Source organism: Streptomyces sp. NPDC030143 (genome assembly GCF_055573695.1).
In genome coordinates this window covers 1-21085 of the sequence record NZ_JBVIAY010000034.1, presented here as the reverse complement: position 1 = coordinate 21085, position 21085 = coordinate 1, and the positions used below count along the sequence as shown (strand labels likewise).

The 21085-nt window shown below is 67.5% G+C and carries 17 protein-coding genes and 5 pseudogenes; 12 read left to right on the top strand and 10 right to left on the bottom strand.

Annotation, left to right across the window (positions count from 1 at the left end; genetic code table 11):
• Positions 1-1287 (top strand): cytochrome P450, encoded by a 1287-nt coding sequence (locus ACZ4YY_RS34415; RefSeq protein ID WP_468298917.1) that lies wholly within the window; start codon positions 1-3, stop codon positions 1285-1287.
• Between the two features lie 250 nt (positions 1288-1537).
• Positions 1538-2287 (top strand): transposase, encoded by a 750-nt coding sequence (locus tag ACZ4YY_RS34410; RefSeq protein ID WP_468298915.1) that lies wholly within the window; start codon positions 1538-1540, stop codon positions 2285-2287.
• A 217-nt stretch (positions 2288-2504) separates the two neighbouring features.
• Here the strand turns inward: ACZ4YY_RS34410 and ACZ4YY_RS34405 are convergent, their stop codons facing one another.
• Positions 2505-3455, bottom strand: coding sequence for an LGFP repeat-containing protein (locus ACZ4YY_RS34405; protein ID WP_468298913.1), 951 nt, complete (start codon positions 3453-3455; stop codon positions 2505-2507).
• A gap of 445 nt (positions 3456-3900) precedes the next feature.
• Here ACZ4YY_RS34405 and ACZ4YY_RS34400 point away from each other — a divergent pair, with 445 nt between their 5' ends.
• Positions 3901-4872, top strand: a complete 972-nt coding sequence (locus ACZ4YY_RS34400; protein WP_468298911.1) for a hypothetical protein — start codon at positions 3901-3903, stop codon at positions 4870-4872.
• Entirely contained in the window at positions 4869-5300 is a 432-nt protein-coding gene (locus tag ACZ4YY_RS34395; protein ID WP_468298909.1) for a DUF6262 family protein, read from the top strand. The genes ACZ4YY_RS34400 and ACZ4YY_RS34395 overlap by 4 nt, the downstream gene beginning before the upstream one ends.
• 72 nt (positions 5301-5372) lie before the next feature.
• Here ACZ4YY_RS34395 and ACZ4YY_RS34390 read toward each other — a convergent pair whose 3' ends face one another.
• Positions 5373-5798: a hypothetical protein gene (locus ACZ4YY_RS34390; RefSeq protein ID WP_468298907.1), complete on the bottom strand. Its 426-nt coding sequence runs from the start codon at positions 5796-5798 to the stop codon at positions 5373-5375.
• 110 nt (positions 5799-5908) lie between these two features.
• A complete protein-coding gene (locus tag ACZ4YY_RS34385) occupies positions 5909-6652 on the bottom strand; it encodes a hypothetical protein (RefSeq protein WP_468298905.1) in 744 nt (247 codons plus the stop codon).
• 270 nt (positions 6653-6922) lie between these two features.
• Between ACZ4YY_RS34385 and ACZ4YY_RS34380 the strand changes: the two genes are divergently transcribed.
• The 3 genes and pseudogenes from ACZ4YY_RS34380 to ACZ4YY_RS34370 all read left to right on the top strand — a co-directional run bounded on the left by ACZ4YY_RS34380 (position 6923) and on the right by ACZ4YY_RS34370 (position 8712).
• Entirely contained in the window at positions 6923-7498 is a 576-nt protein-coding gene (locus ACZ4YY_RS34380; protein WP_468298903.1) for a hypothetical protein, read from the top strand.
• Between the two features lie 104 nt (positions 7499-7602).
• A pseudogene (locus ACZ4YY_RS34375) lies at positions 7603-7989 on the top strand (GGDEF domain-containing protein); the annotation flags it as partial.
• A gap of 93 nt (positions 7990-8082) precedes the next feature.
• A complete protein-coding gene (locus ACZ4YY_RS34370; protein ID WP_468298977.1) occupies positions 8083-8712 on the top strand; it encodes a class I SAM-dependent methyltransferase in 630 nt (209 codons plus the stop codon).
• Positions 8713-8770: 58 nt separating this feature from the next.
• On the opposite strand, the gene ACZ4YY_RS34365 is transcribed toward ACZ4YY_RS34370, so the two are convergent.
• The 7 genes and pseudogenes from ACZ4YY_RS34365 to ACZ4YY_RS34335 all read right to left on the bottom strand — a co-directional run bounded on the left by ACZ4YY_RS34365 (position 8771) and on the right by ACZ4YY_RS34335 (position 16900).
• Positions 8771-9028 (bottom strand): hypothetical protein, encoded by a 258-nt coding sequence (locus ACZ4YY_RS34365; RefSeq protein WP_468298901.1) that lies wholly within the window; start codon positions 9026-9028, stop codon positions 8771-8773.
• Between the two features lie 76 nt (positions 9029-9104).
• The gene (locus ACZ4YY_RS34360) at positions 9105-9644 is read right to left on the bottom strand and encodes a hypothetical protein (protein ID WP_468298899.1); all 540 of its coding nucleotides are present in this window, start codon (positions 9642-9644) and stop codon (positions 9105-9107) included.
• The gene (locus ACZ4YY_RS34355; RefSeq protein WP_468298897.1) at positions 9637-12099 is read right to left on the bottom strand and encodes a tyrosine-type recombinase/integrase; all 2463 of its coding nucleotides are present in this window, start codon (positions 12097-12099) and stop codon (positions 9637-9639) included. The genes ACZ4YY_RS34360 and ACZ4YY_RS34355 overlap by 8 nt, the downstream gene beginning before the upstream one ends.
• Positions 12096-12974, bottom strand: coding sequence for a tyrosine-type recombinase/integrase (locus tag ACZ4YY_RS34350; RefSeq protein ID WP_468298975.1), 879 nt, complete (start codon positions 12972-12974; stop codon positions 12096-12098). The genes ACZ4YY_RS34355 and ACZ4YY_RS34350 overlap by 4 nt, the downstream gene beginning before the upstream one ends.
• 90 nt (positions 12975-13064) lie before the next feature.
• Positions 13065-13142, bottom strand: a pseudogene (locus tag ACZ4YY_RS34345) (site-specific integrase); the annotation flags it as partial.
• A 520-nt stretch (positions 13143-13662) separates the two neighbouring features.
• A pseudogene (locus tag ACZ4YY_RS34340) lies at positions 13663-14136 on the bottom strand (site-specific integrase); the annotation flags it as partial.
• Between the two features lie 1483 nt (positions 14137-15619).
• Entirely contained in the window at positions 15620-16900 is a 1281-nt protein-coding gene (locus ACZ4YY_RS34335; protein ID WP_468298895.1) for a tyrosine-type recombinase/integrase, read from the bottom strand.
• Between the two features lie 126 nt (positions 16901-17026).
• Here ACZ4YY_RS34335 and ACZ4YY_RS34330 point away from each other — a divergent pair, with 126 nt between their 5' ends.
• From ACZ4YY_RS34330 to ACZ4YY_RS34310, 5 genes and pseudogenes are all read left to right on the top strand, one after another.
• On the top strand, positions 17027-17278 hold the full coding sequence (locus ACZ4YY_RS34330; RefSeq protein ID WP_468298893.1) for a hypothetical protein: 252 nt from the start codon (positions 17027-17029) through the stop codon (positions 17276-17278).
• 228 nt (positions 17279-17506) lie between these two features.
• Positions 17507-17671 (top strand): annotated as a pseudogene (locus ACZ4YY_RS34325) (transposase); the annotation flags it as partial.
• Between the two features lie 294 nt (positions 17672-17965).
• Positions 17966-18784, top strand: a complete 819-nt coding sequence (locus tag ACZ4YY_RS34320) for an ABC transporter ATP-binding protein (protein WP_455433251.1) — start codon at positions 17966-17968, stop codon at positions 18782-18784.
• The gene (locus ACZ4YY_RS34315; RefSeq protein ID WP_468298891.1) at positions 18769-20628 is read left to right on the top strand and encodes a hypothetical protein; all 1860 of its coding nucleotides are present in this window, start codon (positions 18769-18771) and stop codon (positions 20626-20628) included. The genes ACZ4YY_RS34320 and ACZ4YY_RS34315 overlap by 16 nt, the downstream gene beginning before the upstream one ends.
• Before the next feature lie 93 nt (positions 20629-20721).
• Positions 20722-21001, top strand: a pseudogene (locus ACZ4YY_RS34310) (transposase); the annotation flags it as partial.
• Between the last annotated feature and the right edge of the window lie 84 nt (positions 21002-21085).

Below are 21085 nucleotides of genomic sequence, written 5' to 3'. Positions count from 1 at the left end.
ATGACGACCGAGACCCCGACCGCCGCCTTGAACGAACCGATGCCCCTGGCGGACGTCAACCTCGCCGACCTGGACAACTTCACCGACGGGATCACCCCGTGGCGTATGTTCCACACCCTGCGCCACCAGGACCCGGTGCACTGGCAGCCCGAGGAGGCACCCAACTCCGGCTTCTGGGCGGTCACCCGGCACGCCGACATCGCCCGCGTCGACCGGGACGCGGAGACCTTCACCTCCACCCGGTTCGTCAACCTCGAGGAAGTCGACGACGACCAGATCAAGAAGCGTGCCTCCATCCTGGAGCTGGACGGCGTCCGCCATCGCGCCCTGCGCAGCCTGCTCCAGCGCCAGTTCGGCGCGAGCGTCATCAACAGCTACAGCGACTTCCTGCGCGGCCTGACCGCCACGACCCTGGACGCGGCCCTCGCCAAGGGCACCTTCGACTTCGTCGCCGACGTCTCCGCCGACTTCCCCATCAACGTCCTGGCCCGCCTCCTCGACGTCCCGCCGGAGGACAACCAGCGGCTCATCGACTGGGGCAACCGCATCATCGGCAACACCGACCCCGACTACGCCGACGTCCTGCTGCACAGCGCCGAGAGCGAGAAGTACCGCGACCTGCCGTTCCGCTCCCCCGCCTCCCTCGAAGTCTTCGAGTACGGCCGTGAGCTCGCCCGCCAGCGGCGCGGCGGCGACGGCACGGACCTGGTCTCCCGGCTGGTGAACACCACCCCGAGAGACGGCGTGCCGCTGTCGCCACAGGACTTCGACAACTACTTCCTCCTCCTGGTGGTGGCCGGCAACGAGACCACCCGGCACACCATCACCCATTCCATGCTCGCCCTCCTCCAGCACCCCGAGCAGCTCGCCCGCCTCCAGGAGGACCCCTCGCTGATCCCGGTGGCGGTGGAGGAGTTCCTGCGCTGGGCGTCCCCCGTCTACCACTTCCGCCGCACCGCGACCCGTGACGTCGAACTCGGCGGCAAGCGGATCAAGGAGGGCGACAAGGTCGTCATGTGGTACGCCTCCGGCAACCGCGACGAGGAGGTCTTCGGCAATCCGTACGACTTCGACGTCACCCGCGCCGACAACGACCACGTCACCTTCGGCAAGGGCAGCCCCCACCTGTGCCTGGGCAACCTGCTCGCCCGCACCGAGATCCGCATCATGTTCGAGGAGCTCATCCCGCGGATTGCCGACATCAGACTGGCCGGGGACGTGCCACGCGTGCGCTCCAACTTCGTCAACGGCATCAAGAAGCTGCCCGTGGAGGTCGTCCTCAGGTGAAGGGCCAGGCTTTCCGGATGCCATCGGTGAGCCTGCGTCATTCAGTTCGCGCGGTCATCGTCGATGAGGATGACCGCGTCCTCCTTTGCGATTCGCGATCCGGACCCGGCAGGGACGGTCGTGTGGGCGGCTCCCGGCGCAGGGAGCTTCTTCCATCGATCAGGTGATGGCCAGCGAAGGGCAACGAGCGAGGCCCCTGGGCTGTTGATCGAGATGTCTGACGTCTTAACCACATTGCTCGGGAGCCCCGTTGGTCATCCATCCTGCCGCACTCGACCTGCCGCATGCGCTCGTGGAGTGGGTCACCATGCTGATCGTCACCCGTGAGGGCGACCGCCGATGCAAGCTGCGTCCGTCTCAGCGCGCGATGGTGGCACTGGTGTACCTGCGCGAACACACCACCCTGGCGAAGATCGCTGCCGGGTTCGGGATCTGCGAGTCCACCGCCCACGCCTACACCAGTGCGGTCGTCCACCTGCTCGCCGAACGAGCACCGGGTCTGCTCAAGGTTCTGCGCGAGAGCGACGCGGACTTCGTCCTGCTGGACGGCACGCTCGCCGAGTGCGACCGAGTCGGCGACGGACGGGGCGACTACTCCCAGAAACACCGGCGCCACGGCGTGAACGTGCAGGTCGTCACCGACCCCGGCGGCCGGCTGCTGTGGCTCTCACCCGCCCTGCCAGGCCGCACTCACGACCTGACCGCCGCTCGCACCCACCGGATCATCCGGATCTGTGAGCGCCAAGGCGTTCCTATCCTGGCCGATCTCGCCTACCAGGGTGCTGGCCCGTGGCTGACCACCGGCATCAAACGCAAGCCCTTGCAGGAACTCACTCCCACCGAAAAGACCCTCAACCGGGCACTTGCCGCTGCACGAGCGCCGGTCGAGCGCGGCGTTGCCCGCCTGAAGTCCTGGCGCATCTTCCGCAGGTCCCGATGCAGCCCGAATCGAATGACGTCAATCGCCAAGGCCATCCTCACACTGGAGCGGCAACGCTGAAGAGGCTCAGTGCCTGAACGAGCCGGTGAAGGTGACGTTCGCCCGGTAGCGGTGGCGGCCGTGATGTGGTGACGTGCGGCCGACCGGGTATGCCAGCAGCCCGCGGAAGGTGAAACGACCAATGGCGGACCGAGGCTTGGCGACTGGGAGCCTGGTGCTGAAGTTCTTCGAGCCGGAAGGCCGGTTCACATGAAGAGCCATGCACCACTCAGTCGCTTCAGTTCGTTTGTACAGAGACGCCGAAACCCGGTGTAAAGATCAGCTTCCCCTTCTCGAACTGTTGCACACGGTTGCCGTTGCCACCGTCTTCCTCGGACTTCTTCGGGTAGCCCACGGCGCTCCCCTGAGCCCCATGGTTAAGCCAGAACTCGCGAATGGCGCCGAATACTTCAACGGCGCGCGTCTCCGGAGTCGCGTAGATCGACGCCACAGGTTCACCTGGCAACTGCACCGCTCGAAAATCGTTGAACTTGCCACGCCCGTCGCCAGTTGGAGTCTCATCGTTGATGGGGTAGCCGAAGAACGTACCCCCAATGTTCCTCCAACGCAGCTCGATGTCCCCGTGCACTTCATGGGGGCCGGTCTTCGCGTGCCAGACGATAGCTCCGCGGGTGAAGGATTGGATTCGCCCGTCAAGTGGATTCGTGGCCTGCTCTGGCGCCAGAGGGAACCCCTTGCCCTTCACCTGGCCCATCTGGTCCCACTTGGATCTGATCGCGCCGAAGATCTCGTGGGCCTGCGTGGCTATGCTGAAGACGATGGAAGCTTCGGGCTTGTTGGCTACGTGCATCGCCCGGAAGTGGCTGATGCGCCCCTCCTGTTCTGTATCCATCTCATCCGTGATCGGGTAGCCGAAATCGGTGCGCTGCAGATGGATCCACCTGTCCCTGATCATTCCCATGACCACGAACGGACCGATGTCTGGATGCCACGCAATGGTGCCACCTTGGAATTCTTGCCGCCTTCCGTCTGCCACTGTACGAATCTCGTCAGTGAGCGCGTCCCCCAGGAAGCCACTTGCGCCACCAAGTGAATTCCATTTATCGCCGATCGCTCCAAACGGGACGGGCATGACGATTCCCCTCTCTGTCGCTGTGTGGTTCTGTGCAGTCACATCGCAGCTGAGCTCAAACGCTCTGCCTGCGGGCGCAGTTTCTACTTCCAGCATGGCCTTCTAAGGGTGTTCTGTCATTTTTTCAAATCGGAAGCCGCAGCCAAGAGTCGAGGTGGGCCAACAACGTGCCATCCAGTCCCCTGACGAGCGGTGGATGGTCGGCCAGGACGATGAGGGCGGGCTGGTCCTGGCCATGTTTCACGCCGGAGGACGTCGACCCCGACGGACCCGACAGCAGCCGCATCATCGCCTCATTCGCCTACCCCGACAGCCCGGAGAAGGCGACGTACGCGCGGGCGTGGCCGTCGGCGAGGAGGCGCCCATCAACCTGGCCGCCCGCCGACCCACACGGGTCCGGCTAACGCCCGAGGCGTGAGCGATGACTCCCGAGGAATACGAGCGGTGGCACGTCCGGAACTGCGCACGCTGTGGACGTCGGGCGGCGAAGTCGGCAGAGTGGTCGGACGGTCCGGTCTGCCGGACCTGCTACGAACGCGCGATGCGCGTCCACGGCCGCTGCCCAAGCTGCCGAGCAGACCGGCTGCTGCCCGGACTGGACACCGCCGGCACACCGATCTGTCGCGACTGCGCGGGCATCACCCGCGACTTCTTCTGCGACCGGTGTGGCTTCGAAGGGCTCCTGCTCGGCGGGCGCCTCTGCGAACGCTGCACCCTGGCCGACACCCTCGGCGGACTACTCGACGACGGCACCGGCCGTGTCGCCCCTTCACTGCAACCACTGATCACCTCCCTGCTGGGGATGGACCGGCCCAAGAGTCGACTGATCTGGCTCCGCAATCCCAACGTCGTCCGTCTCCTGCGGGGCCTGGCCACCGGCAGCATCCCGCTCACCCACGAAGGACTGCACCAGGAAGCACCCTGGCGAACCGTTACCCACCTGCGCGACCTGCTGATGGAGAGCAGTGTCCTCCCACGCGTCGACCGTCAGCTCCTGCTCTACCAGCGCTGGTTGACCGACCGTCACGGCAACCGCGTCTGGAGACAGGCCCAGGCCCTGCTGGACACCGAGCACCTCCGGCGCGCCATCGGTGAAGTCGCCGTCCCCTACGGCGTCTGCAGCGAACCGTCCAACGTCGCCGCGAACGGCCAGGACTGCCCTGTCCGATTCCGCTGCGTCGGCTGCGGCCACTTCCGCACCGACGTGGCCTACCTGCCCGACCTGGAGACCTACCTCGCCGATCTGCTGCGCAACCGCGAGCGGCTTCTGGCTGCGGTCGACGCCGACGACTGGGCGAAAGCCGAGGCCCTGCCCTCCGACGAGGAGATCAGCCGCGTCCGCCGACTGATCAGACGTGTCAAGGACGCCGTCGATGAACTCGGCGACGAGGAACGCTCCGAGATCGAACAAGCCACCGCCCTGGTCCGACGCGCCCGCAACAGCGTCGTCCACCTCGGCCTGCCCCGCATCCGCCAGCCCCTTCCCGACATCCGACCGAACCGGACCGCATGAACACCAACTCGTTGATCGAAGGCCGCAAGGCCGACTCGGCCCGACGTCGGCAACGCGTCATCAAGGCCATCAACGCCGCCAGGCGTGATGGCACGGTCATCAACGTCTCCGGCATCGCACGGCAGGCCGGGGTGGACCGTGCCTTCCTCTACCGCCACAAGGATCTGCTCGCCCAAGTACACGCGGCCGGCGCCGAACCGCCCGGCGACGGCACCGGTCCTCACGTCAGCCGGGCCTCTCTCCAGGCCGACTTGGCGAACGCTCTGGAGCGCAGCAACCGCCTCGCCGCCCGCGGACGACAACTGGAAGCAAGCTCTCCGAACTCCTTGGCGAGCATGCGTGGCGGGAGTCCGGCCTCGGGGCGTCCGATGACATCGACCAGCTCAAACGCCGCATCACCCACCTCGAACAGGAGGTCGTCACCCTGACCGGTCAACTGGAGGAACGCGACGAAGAACTCATGGCGGCCCGCGCAGCCAACCGGCAGCTGATCAGCCGACTCAACACGAGCCACTGACCTCGGCCGACGAGGAGGCGGCGGGACGGTGATCACTTACCGCCGCCGCCACGTCGACGAGCTGGAACGCCTGCATGCCGTCCATGTGGGTGCCATCGGGATTCAGCCCGAAGGCGGCCGCGAGAACGATGGGCAGATCGGCCTCAGGGACAGTGGTGCGCAGCTCCGCGAGGACGTCGGGAAAGTCGGCGTCATCGATGGCGCCCAGGTACTCATGGCGCAGGCGGCGGATGACCTCGACCAGCTCGGGCCGCAGCCGCATCCAGGCGCGGGACGTCCGGATCTCATCCGCAACCTGGTCCATGAACCAGCGCATGACCTCGTACGGGATGTCCAGGTACCGTCCTTGGGGATCGAAGCACACTATCGGCTCGCGCCCCGGGTCCTCGTCGGGGACGACCGCAGTCACGAGCGTCCGTTGTTAGCGGAGGAGATCCAGTTCCAGATACCAAGCGTCGTCGGGCACGGAGTACATCGCGGTGATCGCGTAATCGCGGCTGGGGTGCGTGACCATCGCTCTCAGGCCTTCGGGTCGATCGGCGGTGTGGTGCGGACTTCGGCGTCTGGCGCCAGCCGCAGGCCAGCCGTGACGAGGAAATCCGTGAGTTCGATCTGGCCGCCGTCGGTTCCGTCGCCCCAGCTGGTCCAGAGCCTCGACTCATCGCCGTCCCAGGTGTCGACGTCCTCGCTCGGATGCTGCTCGACAGTTCCCTCACCGTGCCGGTACCGCAGGTACAGGTAGTGACCCGTGGTCGTCCAGGCATCCCACTGCGACGGGCAGCTCCCGGAGGTCTGCACCACCCGCGCGAGGGTCACATCCTCGTGCAGGTGGGCCTCGACAGCGCCCAGATGCTGGTCGTGGGCGATGAGGAGGCCGTCCACGAGACCGAGCAGGCGGATGCTGCCGCTGGGAAACTGGAGCGTGAGGCCTGCCGTGAAGCCGACATGGCCGTCGTTGTAGTCGATGTCCCGAACCGAGCGGATCGTCTGTCCGACGAACCGGGTCACCGGAACATCCGGCGAATCGTCGATCACGGAGACGCTTCCGTGCTCCTCCATCAAGTACGGTCCGTGCGGCTGGTCGGCTCGCAGAGACAAGCCGGTCGAGGGCGTGTGGAACAGCACCGGGCCCAGACCCTCCAGGTGAAGCCACAGGTGCACCAGCGACGGATCGTCGTCAGCGTAGTGATGCCAAGCTGTGGTCACTTTCAGCAGTCGCCTTCCGATCAGGTCGGCGGCAAACAGCTCCTCATCGTCGATCACCTGCCGATGCTCGCACGGCCTCACCAAGAGGACACGCGAATTCCTGACCGGCTGCTCCCGCCTGGCTCGGCCCCGCCGACTCGGTCGGCGACCACGAACGAGTGAAGCCAGCCGATATTCCTTGCGCCACACATGTCGCGATTACTACGGTGCCGACTCATAGCCACTGAGCTGCGAAGACTCCATCGTGAGTCCGCCTCAGGATCGGCGACCTCCCAAGAACTGCCGGTGTGCGTCGAACGACAGGAAGGCCGGCCCGCGAACCGGCGCGTGCCCGAACCGGTCGTCCTCGCGCAGCACGCCGCCATGGTCGACGCCTGGCCCGGCCTGCCCGGCGAGGGCTTCGACCACGTCGTCGTCGCGGAGAACATCTACCGCCTTCAGCCGCTGCTCCAGCGGCTCAGCGACGCCCGGCGCGCGGATCTCGGCTGGGACGGCGGCGAGGGCCTGGGCGACCTGCTCCTGGTGCGCCGTTACTTCGGCCCCGAGATCCTGCCGATATGGCGCTGGCGCGACGCCTCAGTCCTCGCCGGCGGCGACCGCGTCGCGGAGATCCGACTCGGAGCGGACCACATCGTCCTCGCCCTGCGAACCGACGTCGACGGCGCGGGCGACGTCGGCTTCGAGGTCCTGGTGGGCTGCCCGGACGACGACGAATGCGAGGGCCAGGCGTGGGCGCCGGTCTACAACGTGACCGATCTCCTACGCGCCCTGACCGGCGAGCTGATGAACGACCCGGACGTGCGCTGCACCGTCCACGGTCCGCACGAGGACGACGACCAGGAGGACGACCCCGAGGGCCGCGCCGACCTGGAGGCGCAGTACTCGGACGCGGTCAGCGCGTGAACTTCGATCTGTAGCTCTACCCCGGGACAGCCGCTCTGCTTGGCGGCTTCGACGGCTGCCCCGGGCCCATCCATCCCGCACAAGACGAGACGGAGAACCCAAGTATGTCGCCCCTCCTGCGCGTTCAGGGCCGGATCGGCCAGCGCACCCTCTTACTGACGACCGCCGCCGTGCCGTTGACCGGCTGGGCGGTCCACGCGGCCACGCTGCACAAGCAACTCGCCGCGACAAAGCGCGACCCGCTGACCGGCCTGCTGAGCCGTGACGCCTACACCACTCGGGCCCGCCGGCTCCTGGCTCATCACGGCGACGACACGGCCCTGGTCATGGTCGACGCCGACCACTTCAAAGCCGTGAACGACACGATGGGCCACCCGGCAGGCGACGCCGTCCTCACGGCCTTCGGCGCCCGGCTCACCGCGTGGGCAGGCCCACGCGCCTCGGTGGGCAGGCTCGGAGGCGATGAGTTCTTCTCTGAACTAACGAGAGCGTCCCGTGATCAGGTGACGGGACGGTCAGTCCTGAGGGAACCGGTGTTGGGCCGGAGAACGGCTGCGAACGGCACGGGTGTTAGTTTCCTTCCCGTGTTAGGACACCAGGACGAGACGAGGGCGGCCTACGACGGGGTCGTCGATCTGTACGCGTCGATGTTCGCCAATGGGCTGGAGACGCACCCGTTCGCGCGGAACATGATCGGCACTTTCGCCGAGCTCGTGCGTGGCACGGGGAACCTGCGGGTAGCCGACGTCGGGTGCGGCCCCGGTCATGTGACGGCGATGCTGCATGACTTGGGGCTGGACGCCTTCGGGCTCGACCTCTCCCCAGCCATGGTCGCCCACGCCCGGCGGGCCCATCCGGCGCTGCGGTTCGACGAAGCGCGGATGGAGGCCCTGCCGGTCGAGGACGGTGCGCTGGGCGGAGTGCTGTCCCACTACTCGATGATCCATACCCCACCTGGAGAATTGCCCGCGCTGCTCGCCGAGCAGGTGCGTGCCTTGGCACCAGGGGGCCTGCTCTTGGTGTCCTTCTTCGGGACCGAGGGACCGGAGCCGGTTCGCTTCGATCACAAGGTGGCGCCCGCCTATAGCTGGCCGGCGGAGCAGTTTGCCGAGTTGCTGGCCGGTGCCGGTCTCGTCACATTTGCTCGGTTGCTCCACGACCCAGCTTCCGAGCGGGGTTTCCTCGACACTCATTTGCTGGCCCGCCGCCCGTAGAGCGAGGGTCGTGACCTGCGCCGGGGTGGTGTAGATCTTTCGCGTGGATGAGGCTCGGCTAACTTGAAGGTCCTCTTGCCGTACTGATTCGTGTCGCGATCTGGCTGAAGCTGGGCATGCCCAGATCGATCACTTGGTGTTGACGGGCTTGCTCTGCATCGAGCTGGATGAGCTTCTCCTTTGCGCTGGCGAGGCTGACTTGGAGTCCTTCGATCTCACCGAGCCATCCCTCCTGTTCTGCTTCGGTGATTCGGGCGATCAGGTTGTCGCGGATCTCGACGAGGCGGTGTCTCTGAGCCGGATCCGGTCGGAGCATGGAGCATCGAATACACGCTTCTCTGAACTTCGCTTGGCAGCCAGTCAGTTCAGGCGACCTGATTGCTGGGGGCTGGTCAAGGCAGGAGCGGTCGGGTCGCGGCCCAGGCGACAAGTCGCTCACGGACCGGGCCGGGAGTCAGGTGGCCGACCAGGCTTTCCAGATGGGCTGTCAGGTTCTTGTGCCGCCTCAGCTCGCGGATCTGCTCGATGGGAAGGTCGCGCCAGCCCTCGGCGAGGCCGGCGGCCTGTGTGGGCGTGAAGGTCAGTGTGTCGAGCGTGTGGGACGCCAGCGCCTCGGGATCCCAGTCGGGGTCCGTGTCGTCGGGGCCCAGTCGGTCGATCACCCACGTCCGGAGCATGAAGTCCTGCTGGGCCACCCGCGCAGAGCGCCCCTCGGCGTTGTCGAGCATGCGCCGGTTCGCGAGCAGCGACAGCTTCGCCCACTGGCGACGGGCTTCCAGGGGATGGCTGGAGTTGTAGGCATGTCCCTGCGCGGCGACGCGTGCCGTCTCGAGTTGCTGGCCGTGGGCGTCATGGATGAACGCCTGCAGCTGGTCGAGCGTCCACGTGCTCATATCGCGGGCCGGTTCGTCTCGATGTGCATCGCTACTCAAGGTCCCCACTCCTGGTCGTAGGCATGCCGAGGCTGATGGTGGCCTTCTGGGACTGCCTGTCGATCTGGGCGAGCTTATCCTCGGCGCCGGCGACGCTGACCTTGAGTCCTTCGACCTCGCCGAGCCAGCCCTCGCGCTCGGCCTCGGCGATGCGGGCGACGAGGTTGTCGCGGATCTCCTCCAACCGGCCGCGCTGGGCCGGGTCCGGCCGGAGGAGCGAGCAACGAACACAAGCGTGTTCATGAACACAAGGGCTTGAAAAGGCACGAGCGCAGGTGCCGATGGAGACCTTGCGCTTCTCGAAGTGCGCAAGGAATGCGTCCCATTCCTCCTCGGTGGGGGTCCGATACTCATCGCTGGGGCGGGTGGCCCTGCGGCGGGCGATGAAGGCGCGATGGGCCTCGATGGTCTCGGCCGGGTAGATCGCCTTGTAGCCCATCGTCGTGTCGAGACTCTTGTGCCCGCAGAGCACTTGGGCGATGTGTGGCGGCAGGCCGTTCATGATGGCGTCGGTCACGAAGATCCTGCGGAAGTCGTGCGGGGAGAAGACGAGCGGTTCGCCGCCGGCATCGATCAGGCCCGTCGTGGCCAGCGCGTTGATCAAGAGCTTGCGGAGCGCGGTCGGGGTGAAGGCGCGGTGTTCGGTGCCGATGTTGCGCTGAAACAGCAGCGGCATCGGCGGGTTCCAGACCCGCTCGTGGACGTCGTAGGAGGTCACCAGCGGGACCGCGCCGCCGCTTCCTCGCAGGCGGCGGATGATGCTGGAAAGGATGTCTGCCAGTTCCGGGCTGACCAGCAGGAGCCGTTCGGTGTCGGTCTTGGAGGGGGCGACCTGCAGCAGGGGCACGACTTCGCCGGTGCTGGGGAGCCGGTATTCGGTGATGCTGTGGTGGGTCAGCTCCAGGAGCTCCTCGTTGCGGATGCCGGTCAGGCGCAGGACCTCGATCGCAGCGAAGGCCCAGAAGGCTTCGCTCTCCTCGTAGGTGAGGTTCCGCCGCCGCCCAGTCGAGGTCTCCTCGGCCCAGGTCAGATGCCCGCTGGCCTTGGGCGCGACGGCTTTGCGCAGGGCTCCGGCGGTGTCGGGAATCAGGTCCCCGGGCCGGGTGTGCTGTGCGGCAGCCAGTAGTTCGGCTGCGGCGCGTCGCCTGTGGTCGACGGTGCTGGTCAGCACCGGCAGGAAGGGAAGCCGTTCGCGGGTGCGCTGGTCCATCCGGGCCTTGCGGTGTTTGCGGTCCTTGGCTTTGCTGATCTCTTCGTCGCTGATCGGGCTGGGCACCGCCCATGGCGCCCAGCGGACCGGCTCTTCCGCAGCCCAATGGGCGATGTCCAGATAGAAGGCGCGGACGCGGATGAGCTCGTCCTTGGCGTTCAGCCGGGGGCTGGCGACCTCGACGGGAGTGCCGTCCGGGCCGATCGTGGTGCGCTTTTTGGTGGCGATGTCCGTCTTCCAGGCCCGGGCCAGTGCCGGTGGCAGCCGCAGGGAGTCGATACCCGGTGAGAGCGATTCGATCCGGGTCCAGAACAGCCCGGCCAACGTCCGCGACACCGCGTCCAGGCTGGTGTAGTCCAACGACGGTTGTCGTTCGCGCAGGTAGTCCACGATCAGGTCGCGGACCGGGCGGCACCGGATCGGATAGCGATCCACGAGTTCTTCGATGCTCAGCCGGCCGGCGGCAAGCCCGAACGCCCGGATCGTGGCCGGCGCATCCTCGGCGAAGACACCCAAGGCCCGCAGCCGTAGGTAGAAGTCGACTTTGCGCTGCCCGCCGCGGACATGGACTCGACGTAAGGTGTCGACCAGTTCTACGCAGTCGCCGACGGTGATGTCCGCGATCGGCCCTCCCTTGCAGGCCAGGAGCATCGCAATCCGGGTCGCCGCGATGGTGGCCTCGCCTCGGGCGCTGACCGGCCTGGACTCGGCCAGCTGTGCCAGCCGTGCGAACCCCTCGGGGTCGCGGACCTCGGCCATGACCGGAGCCAGATGCTTGTGGGTGCGGGTGAGCATCCAGGCCAGGTCGGGACGGATGACATCGCCGCAGACCAGCATCAGCAGCCCGGAGGTCAGGTCGGCGCGCTCATACGACGGCGACGGCCCGCTCTGGCGCAAGAAGCGCAGCGGGAGATCCGTCCAGTCCGCGCCGGGGATCTCCTCGGCGCGGCTGGCCTTCCACCGCTGCTGCCAGGTATCGCCTGGGAGGCTGGACAGCCAGCGCAGACGTTTGGCGACCCCGCGCCGTCGCCCGGCCCGGGTGGCGTTCGCGGCAGCCAAGAACGGTGGCGCCGTCAGCCGACGCAGCACCTCATCCGCCGACTGCGCTGTCGCCGGCCACCACGCCTCCGCGGAGCGGGGCGGGAACCGTTCCCGCAGTACGTTGTTCCGGGCTCGGGCCTGTTCGACTGTTGCGTTTGCGGTCTGCAGTTGTCGGCGCGTCGCGTGCTTCGTGGTGATGGTCATGAAGACCGCCCGAACAGCACGTCCAAGGCTTCCGGGTCGTAACCGGGTGCCGGAGGCGGCGGCACCGGCTCGGTGTGCCGGTCTGCCTGTCGGGCGTGGTGGGCCAGCACCCCGGCCACGACCTCGTCCTGGCGGGGCGCGAGGTAGATCTCGGTCGTGGTCAGATGCGCGTGCCCGAGGACCCACTGCACGTCGGCCAGCGTCAGTGCCGGGTCGCGCACCATGCGGGCGGCGGCGCTATGACGAAGGTCGTGAAGGGTCCAGTCCGCGCCGAAGGTGGCGTTTACCCGCTCGAACATGCGGTGGGCGCCGTGGTAGGTCAGCGGCTGAAACGGACGCCGCAGCGTCCACCACACCGGCTGCGTGCGGCCACGCGGCACCAGCCCGTGCAGCTCCTGCTGGTAGAGCCGCAGCCATACGAACGCGTCCGCCGAGGCCGGCACCTGCTGCCGGGCTCGGGAGCCCTTCCGGACAACGCTGATCAGCTGCTGCCCAGGGTCGACGTCGCACTGCCGGACGCCGATCAGCTCCGAGGCCCGGACACTGCTGGAGATCCAGAACGCGATCATGGCCCGGTCTCGATTCGACCGCAGCACCGCGAACAGCGAGTTGAACCACTCGTCCGGGATCGAGCGCGGAATCCGGCGCGGAACCGTGGGCCGGTAGCGGCCCGTTCGCTCCGGCGTCCAGGCGTCCATCGGGTTGTGGTGTGCGTGCGCGCGGCCGGAGCGACGCGCCAGGTCGAGCGGGAACGGGTTGAGCAGCGGTCCGGATCCGGCATCACGGTGCAGGTCGTAGAACCTGCGCAGCACCGTTTCGCTGTGGGCGACGGTCGACGGCGCATAGCCGGGCCCCGGGGTGGTTTTCCCGGTCACCGGGTTCGGGGCGCCGACGGTGCGGGTCGGCCGCCGCTTGGCCGCGGTCGCGCGCGGCTTGACCGTCAGCTGGATCCAGCAGCTGAAATCCCGAGCGTCCACGCGCGTCGCTCGATCCCACGGCACCTCGACCGCGTGCAGGAACCGCCACCACCGCAGTAGATCCATGCCGTAGGAGCGGACGGTCGACGCCGCCTTCCCGGCTGCGAGCAGCTCCTGGAAGAACACCGCGACCGGCGTAACGGCCGCGCCGTCGGCATCGACGAGCCGGTAGGGCTCGTACCGGTCGCCGGTCTCCACCAGCCGACCACACCGGGGAACGGCCAACCGCGACAGATCCCGCTCGGGCACACGATCGTTCATCACGACCGCAGACCGTACTGGGCCACAACCCCAGCTGTGCCCTGAACTGCACAATCAACCTGGTTCGTTCAGTCAACGGGGCGTGTTCGTGGATGCAGGGAGTTCCGAATGCGCGAGCGCAGATTCCGATGGACAGTTTGCGTCGCTCGAAGTGCCCGAGGAAGGCATCCCATTCCTCGTTGGTGGGGGTTCGGTATTCCTCGCTGGGGCGGAGTGCTCGGCGCCGGGCGATGAACGCGCGATGGGCTTCGATGGCCTCGCCGGGGTAGATGGCGTTGTATCCCATGGTCGTGTTGATGCTGGTGTGCCCGGCGATGACCTGCGCGATGTGCGGGGGAAGGCCGCTGCGAATGGCATCGGTGATGAAGATCCGCCGAAAGTCATGGGGCGAGAAGTCCAAGGGCTGTCCGGCTGAGTCGGTCAGATTCGTGGAGGCCATCACCTCTTGGAGCGCTTGGCGCAGGAGCTTCGGGGAGAGGCGGGAGCTCTCGCCGCTGCGGCACCACTGGAAAAGCAGTGGCATCTGGGGATTCCAGGTCTTCTCGGCCATGTCATAGCTGGAGACGTAGGGGACGGCACCGGTGCGTGGGTCGCGGACACGGGCGATGATCGCACTGAGCACATCGGCGAGCTCCGGGCTGACCAGGATGACTCGTTCCTCATCGGTTTTGGACGGCGCGATCTGCAGGAGGGGGACAATCTCGCCAGTGGTAGGCAGTCTGTACTGGATCAGACTGTGATGGCTGGCCTCCAGCATCTCCTCGATGCGGACACCGGTGTGCTGAAGAAACTCGACCATCGCCCAGGCCCAGAACGCGCGACTCTCCGCGAGCGCCAGGTCAACGCGCCGGCCGGTGGCGATGTTCACCGCCCAGGTCGTTCCATCCTTCGCTGCCCGCCTGAAGGTGGCGCCCGCGAAAGCGAACTGACCACCTGGCGGGGTGTTTATCAGAGCCTGTAGTCGGGCTTTGGCCTCTTTGAGGCATGTTGAAGCCGCTCGGGCGACAGCGGGCAGAGCCGGAAGTCGTTCCCGCGTCCGGTGGTCCATCCGAGCTTTGCGCCGCTTGTTGTCCTTCACGACGGCGACATCCGCGTCCTTGATCGGACTCGGTACCGCCCACGGCCCCCAGCGCGCCGGCTCATCGATAGCCCACTGGGCGATGTCGAGATAGAACGCGCGGACGGAGATCATGATGCTGGCGACATTGGCCCGTCCGGTCACTACTTCACGCACTTTGCCGTCTGGCTGGCGACGCCGTTCGATGCGGGTCCGGCATCTCTGCTTCCAGGCCGCGCTCACCTCGGGCGCCAGGTGGAGAGAGTCGATTCCCGGATGATGTTGTTCCAGGTCGCCCCAGAAGTTGCTGGCCAGGTGCCGGGACAAGTTGTTCAGAGACGTGTAGTCGAGACCTGGCTGCCGCTCTTTGAGGTAGTCCACCAAGAGATCTCTGACTGGGCGGCAGCGGACGCCGAACCGGTCGACGAGCTGCTCCATCGACACCTGACCACTGGTGTTGGCCAGGTAGCGCAATGAGCTGGGTGCTTCTGCAGGCAGGGTGCCCAACTCTCGCAGCCAGGCGTAGAAGAGGGTGTTGCCGCGAGTTTTGGCGTTCGCTGCTTTGAGTGCGGCGAGATACTCCACGGCGTCGCCGACGGTGATGTCCGCCAAGGTGCCGCCCTTGGCGGCCACGATCTTGACCAGGGAGTGCAGGGCATCACGCCCGACCTTGGAGGACCACGTGGCAGATTCGACCATCGCTTCAAGCTGGGCGAATCCTTCCGAGTCACGGGCAGGGATCAGCCCGATCCGCAGGCTCGTCATGTTGGCCGAGGTCCGTGACAGCAGCCAGGGGAGGGCGGGCCTGACAACGTCTGCGCAGATCAGACTCAGCAGCCCTCCCGACAATGCCTGCCGTTGTGAGGGGCCAGCAGCCGTTCCGATCCACTCGGGTGCCAATCGGGCCCAGTCGTTGCCAGGACGCGTGCTCGCGGGACTGGCGTTCCAGCGCTGCTGCCAGGTGGCCCCCGGGAAATTCTCCAGCACTGCAAGGTCTGGCGAGCTCCGCGTATCCGGGCTCGGTGCTGTCTCACGTCCGTCGGTCGCAGAGGAGGTTTCTCCAGACGAGCCAGGATGTCGACTCGCTCGCATGCAGTGGTCGGCCAGTCGTCCTCCGCGGGTCTGGGCGGGAAGCGCAACGCGACGGCTTTCAATGCCTCGCCGGCCAGGCTCAGGGACGCGGGAGGTGCGACATGCGTCGTGACGGCCATGGTATCCGCAGGTGTCACCAGGCAGTCCCGAAGAGGTTGTTGAGGGATTCAGGGTTGTAGCCGGCTGCCGGAGACGCGGGAGTCCGCTCAGCGGACTTGGCCCGTCGGGCATGGTGTGCCCGAACATGTTCGATCACCTCGTCCCGGTCGGCCGGAAGATAGAGCTGTGTCGTCGACAGGTGTGCATGACCGAGCACCCACTGCACGTCGGTCAGCGGCATCTTTGGATCCCTCGCCAGCCGATAGGCGGCGGTGTGTCGAAGATCGTGGAGAGTCCAGTTCGTACCGAGCAAACTATTGGCTCGGTTGAACATCGCACGGGCCGCCGGATAGTTCAAAGGACGCCACGGGCGGCGCAACGTCGACCACAGCCACTCGTTCTGTCCGCGGGGCACCCCAGCCCGCCAGGCGCTCTCCTGATAGAGCCGTAGCCAGACGAAAGCGTCCGCTGAACAGGGGAGTTGTTGATAGGCCCGGCTCCCCTTGCGGACCACCCCCAGGATTTGTTGGCCGGGCAGCGCGTCGCGTTGCCGGCTGGTGAGCAGTTCCTCAGCGCGAGCACCGTTGGAAACCCAGAACGCCAGCAGAGCTCGATCACGGTCGTGCTTCAGCGCGGCGAACAGCGCGTTGAACATCGAGTCGGGGATCCGCCGAGGGGCTCTCTTGGGGATGGCCGGCCGGTAGCGGCCCTGCCGTTCGTGGCGAAACCGCTCGTCAGGGTTGTGGTGAGCATGTGCCCGGCCATGACGCCGGGAGCGATCCAGTGGAAACGGGTTCAGGATCGGCCCGGTTCCTTCGGAGAGGTGGAAGTCGTAGAAGGCCCGCAGGACGGTCTCGCAGTGCGCTCGCGTTGTCGGCGCGTATCTCAGCCCTGGTGACGACTTTCCCGTGATCGGATTGGGGGCTCCGGGAGGCAGCTGCTCCGGTGCTGGCTTTGGTGCTGTCTCTGTCTTGATGTCCCGTCGGTGGCGCCAGTGCAGCGGTGCGGGCTTGTTCGCGATCTTCATCCAGCGGGCGAAGTCCCGAGCGTCCGACCGGTCTGCACGGTCCCAAGCGACACCCCAGCCCCACAGGAAGCGCCACCAACGCAGCAGATCCATTCCGTACGACCGGATCGTGGCTGCTGACTTGTCACAAGCCAGCAGCTCCGCGAAGAAGGCAGCCACGGGTTCGATCTCGACCCCGTCCGCGTCCAGGAGGACAAAGGGCCTCCACCGATCTCCCGTCTCCGCCAACTGTCCGGCCTCGGGCAGCACGAAGCTCGCTAACTCCCTCTCGGGATCACGTTCAAGCATCCAGGGAAGCTAGCAGAAAGGCCGTCTGACCTGCGAAAATGATCGAGTTAGTTCAGTCAACGGTTCGCAGTCGTCCTGGAGCTGCCCGCCAACCGCCGCGAACAGCGCCTGGCGCAGCTGGTCCGGATGCTGCACCCGCCGGTCGTCCTGGACGACGGCCGCACCATCGACGTCGCCGCCTCGGTCGGCGCCGCAACGCCGGACGCGATCGGCACCCGCGACCTGACGGCCCTGCAGAGGGCGGCCGACGCGGCCCTGTACGACGGAAAGCACTCCGGCCGCGCGGTCATCGCCACCGCCGCGCACGCCACCGTGCCGTCCATCAACGGCCGCCGGGCCGGACGTCCGGGCACGGCCGTGTGGGGGCGAGCCGCATGAGCATCGTGACTCTGCCCGAGGGCGACTGGATCCGCGGCATCAGCATCCGGCAGCCGTACGCGGCCACTTCTCTGGGGGTCCCCGCGCGTGAAGCAGACCCTCGCCAAGGTTCTTGCAGCTCAGTGGCTTGGATATGGAATGTAGCGTCTGCAACAGGTGTGGTGCAGGCGGACTCACCGGTTTCCTTATAGACGTCGTCTCATTTGGTGTGGTGGGTAACCGCACCGTGTGGTGACGGTCGAGCGCAGGGTGCCGGACGAGCTGTGGGAGATGCTCCAGCGGATGGCCTCATCCGCTCCAATACGGCCGCAGGGCGGCGGCCGGCGCCGGTACGGGGATCGCGAGGTGTTGGCCGCGATCATCTTCGCGGCCACGACGGGCTGCACCTGGCGGTAGCTGCTGCCGGTCTTCGGCCCGTCGGGATCGACCGTGCACCGGCGCTTCACCAGGTGAGACGACGTCTAAAGGGGTGCTGACGGCGGCCCGGTGCGGGGGCAATCGGAGGAGTTGGCCAAGCTGAGGACCCCCTCAGCCCCCCACTCGGTACGCGCGGATGCAGACCGCCGTGTTCCGGCCTGTCAGGTGAGCCAACTCGCGCGCAGGACAGGATCGTTGGAAGGATGGCCAGCAGGTCCGAGGGGCCCGCGCTCCGCCGGGCCGCCCTGTGTCTCCCCTAGAAGGAATGCGGTGGACGACGTAACTCAGCACACGACCATGACGGACACGACCGGCAGGAACCCCGGGAGAGGGGAACCCGCGTTCCGCCTCGCGGGCCTGCACAAGGTGTTCGGGGACTACACGGCGGCAGACCACGTGGATCTCACCGTCCGGCCCGGCTCCTTCTACGGCCTTGTCGGACCGAACGGTGCGGGCAAGACCACCACACTCTCGATGGCCGTCGGCCTGCTCAGGCCCGACGCGGGCACGGCCAAGGTCCACGGCGTCGACATCTGGCAGGAGCCGCTGAAGGCGCGCCGCCTGCTGGGCGTCCTGCCCGACGGGCTGGCCATGCCCGAGCGGCTCACCGGCCGTGAACTGCTCACCTACCTCGGCCAGTTACACGGACTTGACGCCGACGAGGTGGACCAGCGCGCCGACGAGCTCCTCGCCGTCATGGAACTCGACGGTTCCGCCGAACGCACCCTGGTGGTGGACTACTCCACCGGCATGCGCAAGAAGGTCGGCCTGGCCACGGCCCTGCTGCACGCCCCCCGGATGCTGGTGCTCGACGAGCCCTTCGAGGCGGTCGACCCTGTCTCCGCCGCCACCATCAAGCAGATCCTGCGACGGTTCGTCGACCGCGGCGGCTCGGTGCTGATCTCCAGCCACGTCATGGCACTCGTCGAGGAACTGTGCGACACCGTCGGCGTGATGGCCCGGGGCCGCGTCGTCGCGGAGGGGCCGCTGGACGACGTGCGCGGCGGCCGCTCGCTCGAGGAAACCTTCGTCGATCTGGTCGGCGTGACGATCGGCGGCGGGGAGGGACTGTCGTGGTTGGCGTCCTGATCCGCATGAAGCTGGCCGTGCTGCGCCACAGCACGTCCGACTCCAAGATGGCCCTGAGCGGCCTCGGCTGGGCCACCGGGATCTGCCTCGCCGTCACCACCGTCATCCTGGCGTTCCTCGACTTCTCCCAGCCGCGGATGCTGATGGACGTGCTCGCGGTCACCTTCGCGCTGTGGGCGCTGGGCTGGATCGTCGGCCCGATCTTCGCGGGCGAACCCGCCCTCAACGGCGAGCACTTCCACCGCCAGCCGATCCCACGCCGCACCCTGGCCATGGGCCTGCTCGCCGCCGCGCTGGTCGCCGTCACCACCGCGATCACCGTGCTGGCGTTCGGCGCGATGATCGCCTTCGCGGCCCGACTGAGCTGGCAGGCTGTCGTGGTGTCGGTTCCCGCGGTGGTGCTGCTCCTGCTGCTCGTGGTGCTGCTGTCCCGGGTGGTCACCCTGCTGTTCCGCGCCCTGTCCCGCTCCCGTATCGGCGGCGCCATCACCGCTACCGTCACCGCCGCGATCGTCTCGCTGGCCTCCTTCTCGTGGGTCCTGCTTATCGGGATCTACCTGCTGCTGGAGTACGGTTTTCCGCCCACCTTCTCCACCGTGGTGCGGTCGCTGCCCTCCAGTTGGGGACTGCTCGCCGTCGAGGCGGCGGGCCGCGGCGACTGGCTGTGGGTGGTGGGGCCGCTGGTCGCGCTGGCCGTGCTGGTGGCGGCGCTGTTCGCCGCGTGGAGCGTGCTGCTGGGGCCGCAGCGGCTGGCCCGCCCGGTCGTCCGGGGCTCCTCCGCTCGCGAGGCCGTACGGCGTCGCCGGCTGTTCCGCGGCGACGTGGGGGCGATCTGCCTCAAGGAGCTGCGCACCTGGTGGCGCGACCCGATGCGTACGCAGAGCATGGTGCTCGGCCCTGCCTTCGCGGTCATCACCGCGCTGTTCCCGCTGATCTTCGACCTCACCGCCGCGTTCCCGTTCGTCGGCGCCGTCGGCGCGCTGATGGCCGCGGCGACCTGCGCCAACCTCTACGGACAGGACGGCACCGCGCTCTGGCTGACCCTGACGGTGCCCGGGAAGGAGAAGGCCGACGTCCGCGCACGCCAGCTCGCCTGGCTGGTCGTCTTCGGCCCGCTCACGCTGCTGCTGACGCTCGCCGGATCGCTCGTGCACGGCGACCCCGCCCTGGTGCCGTGGGCGCTCGCGGGCAACCTCGCGGCGCTCGGCGGCGGTTCCGGCCTGCTGATCTGGGCCTCCGTCGCGGTCCTGGTGCCCGGCCCGGACCCGCACAAGAGCAAGAACTCGCCGATGGACCACGGCGATGTCACCGGGCAGTCGTTCCTGATGTTCTTCCTGGTCGCGCTGGCGATGTGCCCCGCGCTCGGGGTCGCCTGGGCGGGCCACGCGCTGGAGCAGCCCGCGCTGCTGTGGGCGAGCCTCCCGGTCGCCCTGCTCACAGGTGTGCTTAGCCATGTGCTGCTCGGCTCGGTGGCGGCGAAGAAGCTGCGGGACAAGGGCCCGGAACTGCTGCACCTGATGCGCTCGGGGGCCCCGACGTCGACCGCCACCAGCGAGGAGGAGGCCGGCAAGTCCCCGTTCGAGACGATGTCCGCCACACGCCAGACACTCATGTGGACGGCCATGGCCGTCGGCATCCTCGGCCTGCTCCCGCAGGGCCTGGTGCCGCTGGGGATCAAACTCAGCGGCTCCCCGGACAAGGTCTGGTTCCTCGCGCTGCACGTTTCCGACCCGTGGCAGGGGCCGGTGATCGCCGCCATGGTCCTGATCGGCGTCGCGGGCTTCTGGGCCGCCTACTGGCTCTACCGCGCCGAGAAGAGCCGGATCCAGGCGGTGGCCGCGTGAGCCGCGCCCCCCGGCCCGCGCACCTCTGAGCCGGCCGCGCCGCCGCCCCCTGGCCAGGTGGTTTATGAGGCGTCGCCTCATTTGGACTGTTCGATAGTCTGCGGTCGTGGGGGTCGTGGAGCGTCTGGTGCAGATGAGCTGTGGGAGTTGTTCGAGCGGGTCGTGCCGCCTGCTCCGACGCGGCCGCAAGGCGGTGGCCGACGGCGGTACGGGGACCGGGAAGTGCTCGCTGCGATCGTCTTCATGGCCACGCCAGGATGCACGAGGGAGCAGTTGCCGCCCTCCTTCAGACCTTCCGGCCCGACCGCGCACCCGGCGGTTCACCGAGGGGAGCAAGGCCCCCGTGTGGGCCAAGCTCCACCGCCTAGTAGTGCTTCGTTACGTCGGGTGATCTTGCCTGGTGGTGGGCATCTTCTTGGCATGAGGCTGGGGGAGGTGGAACGACTCCGGGGTGAGT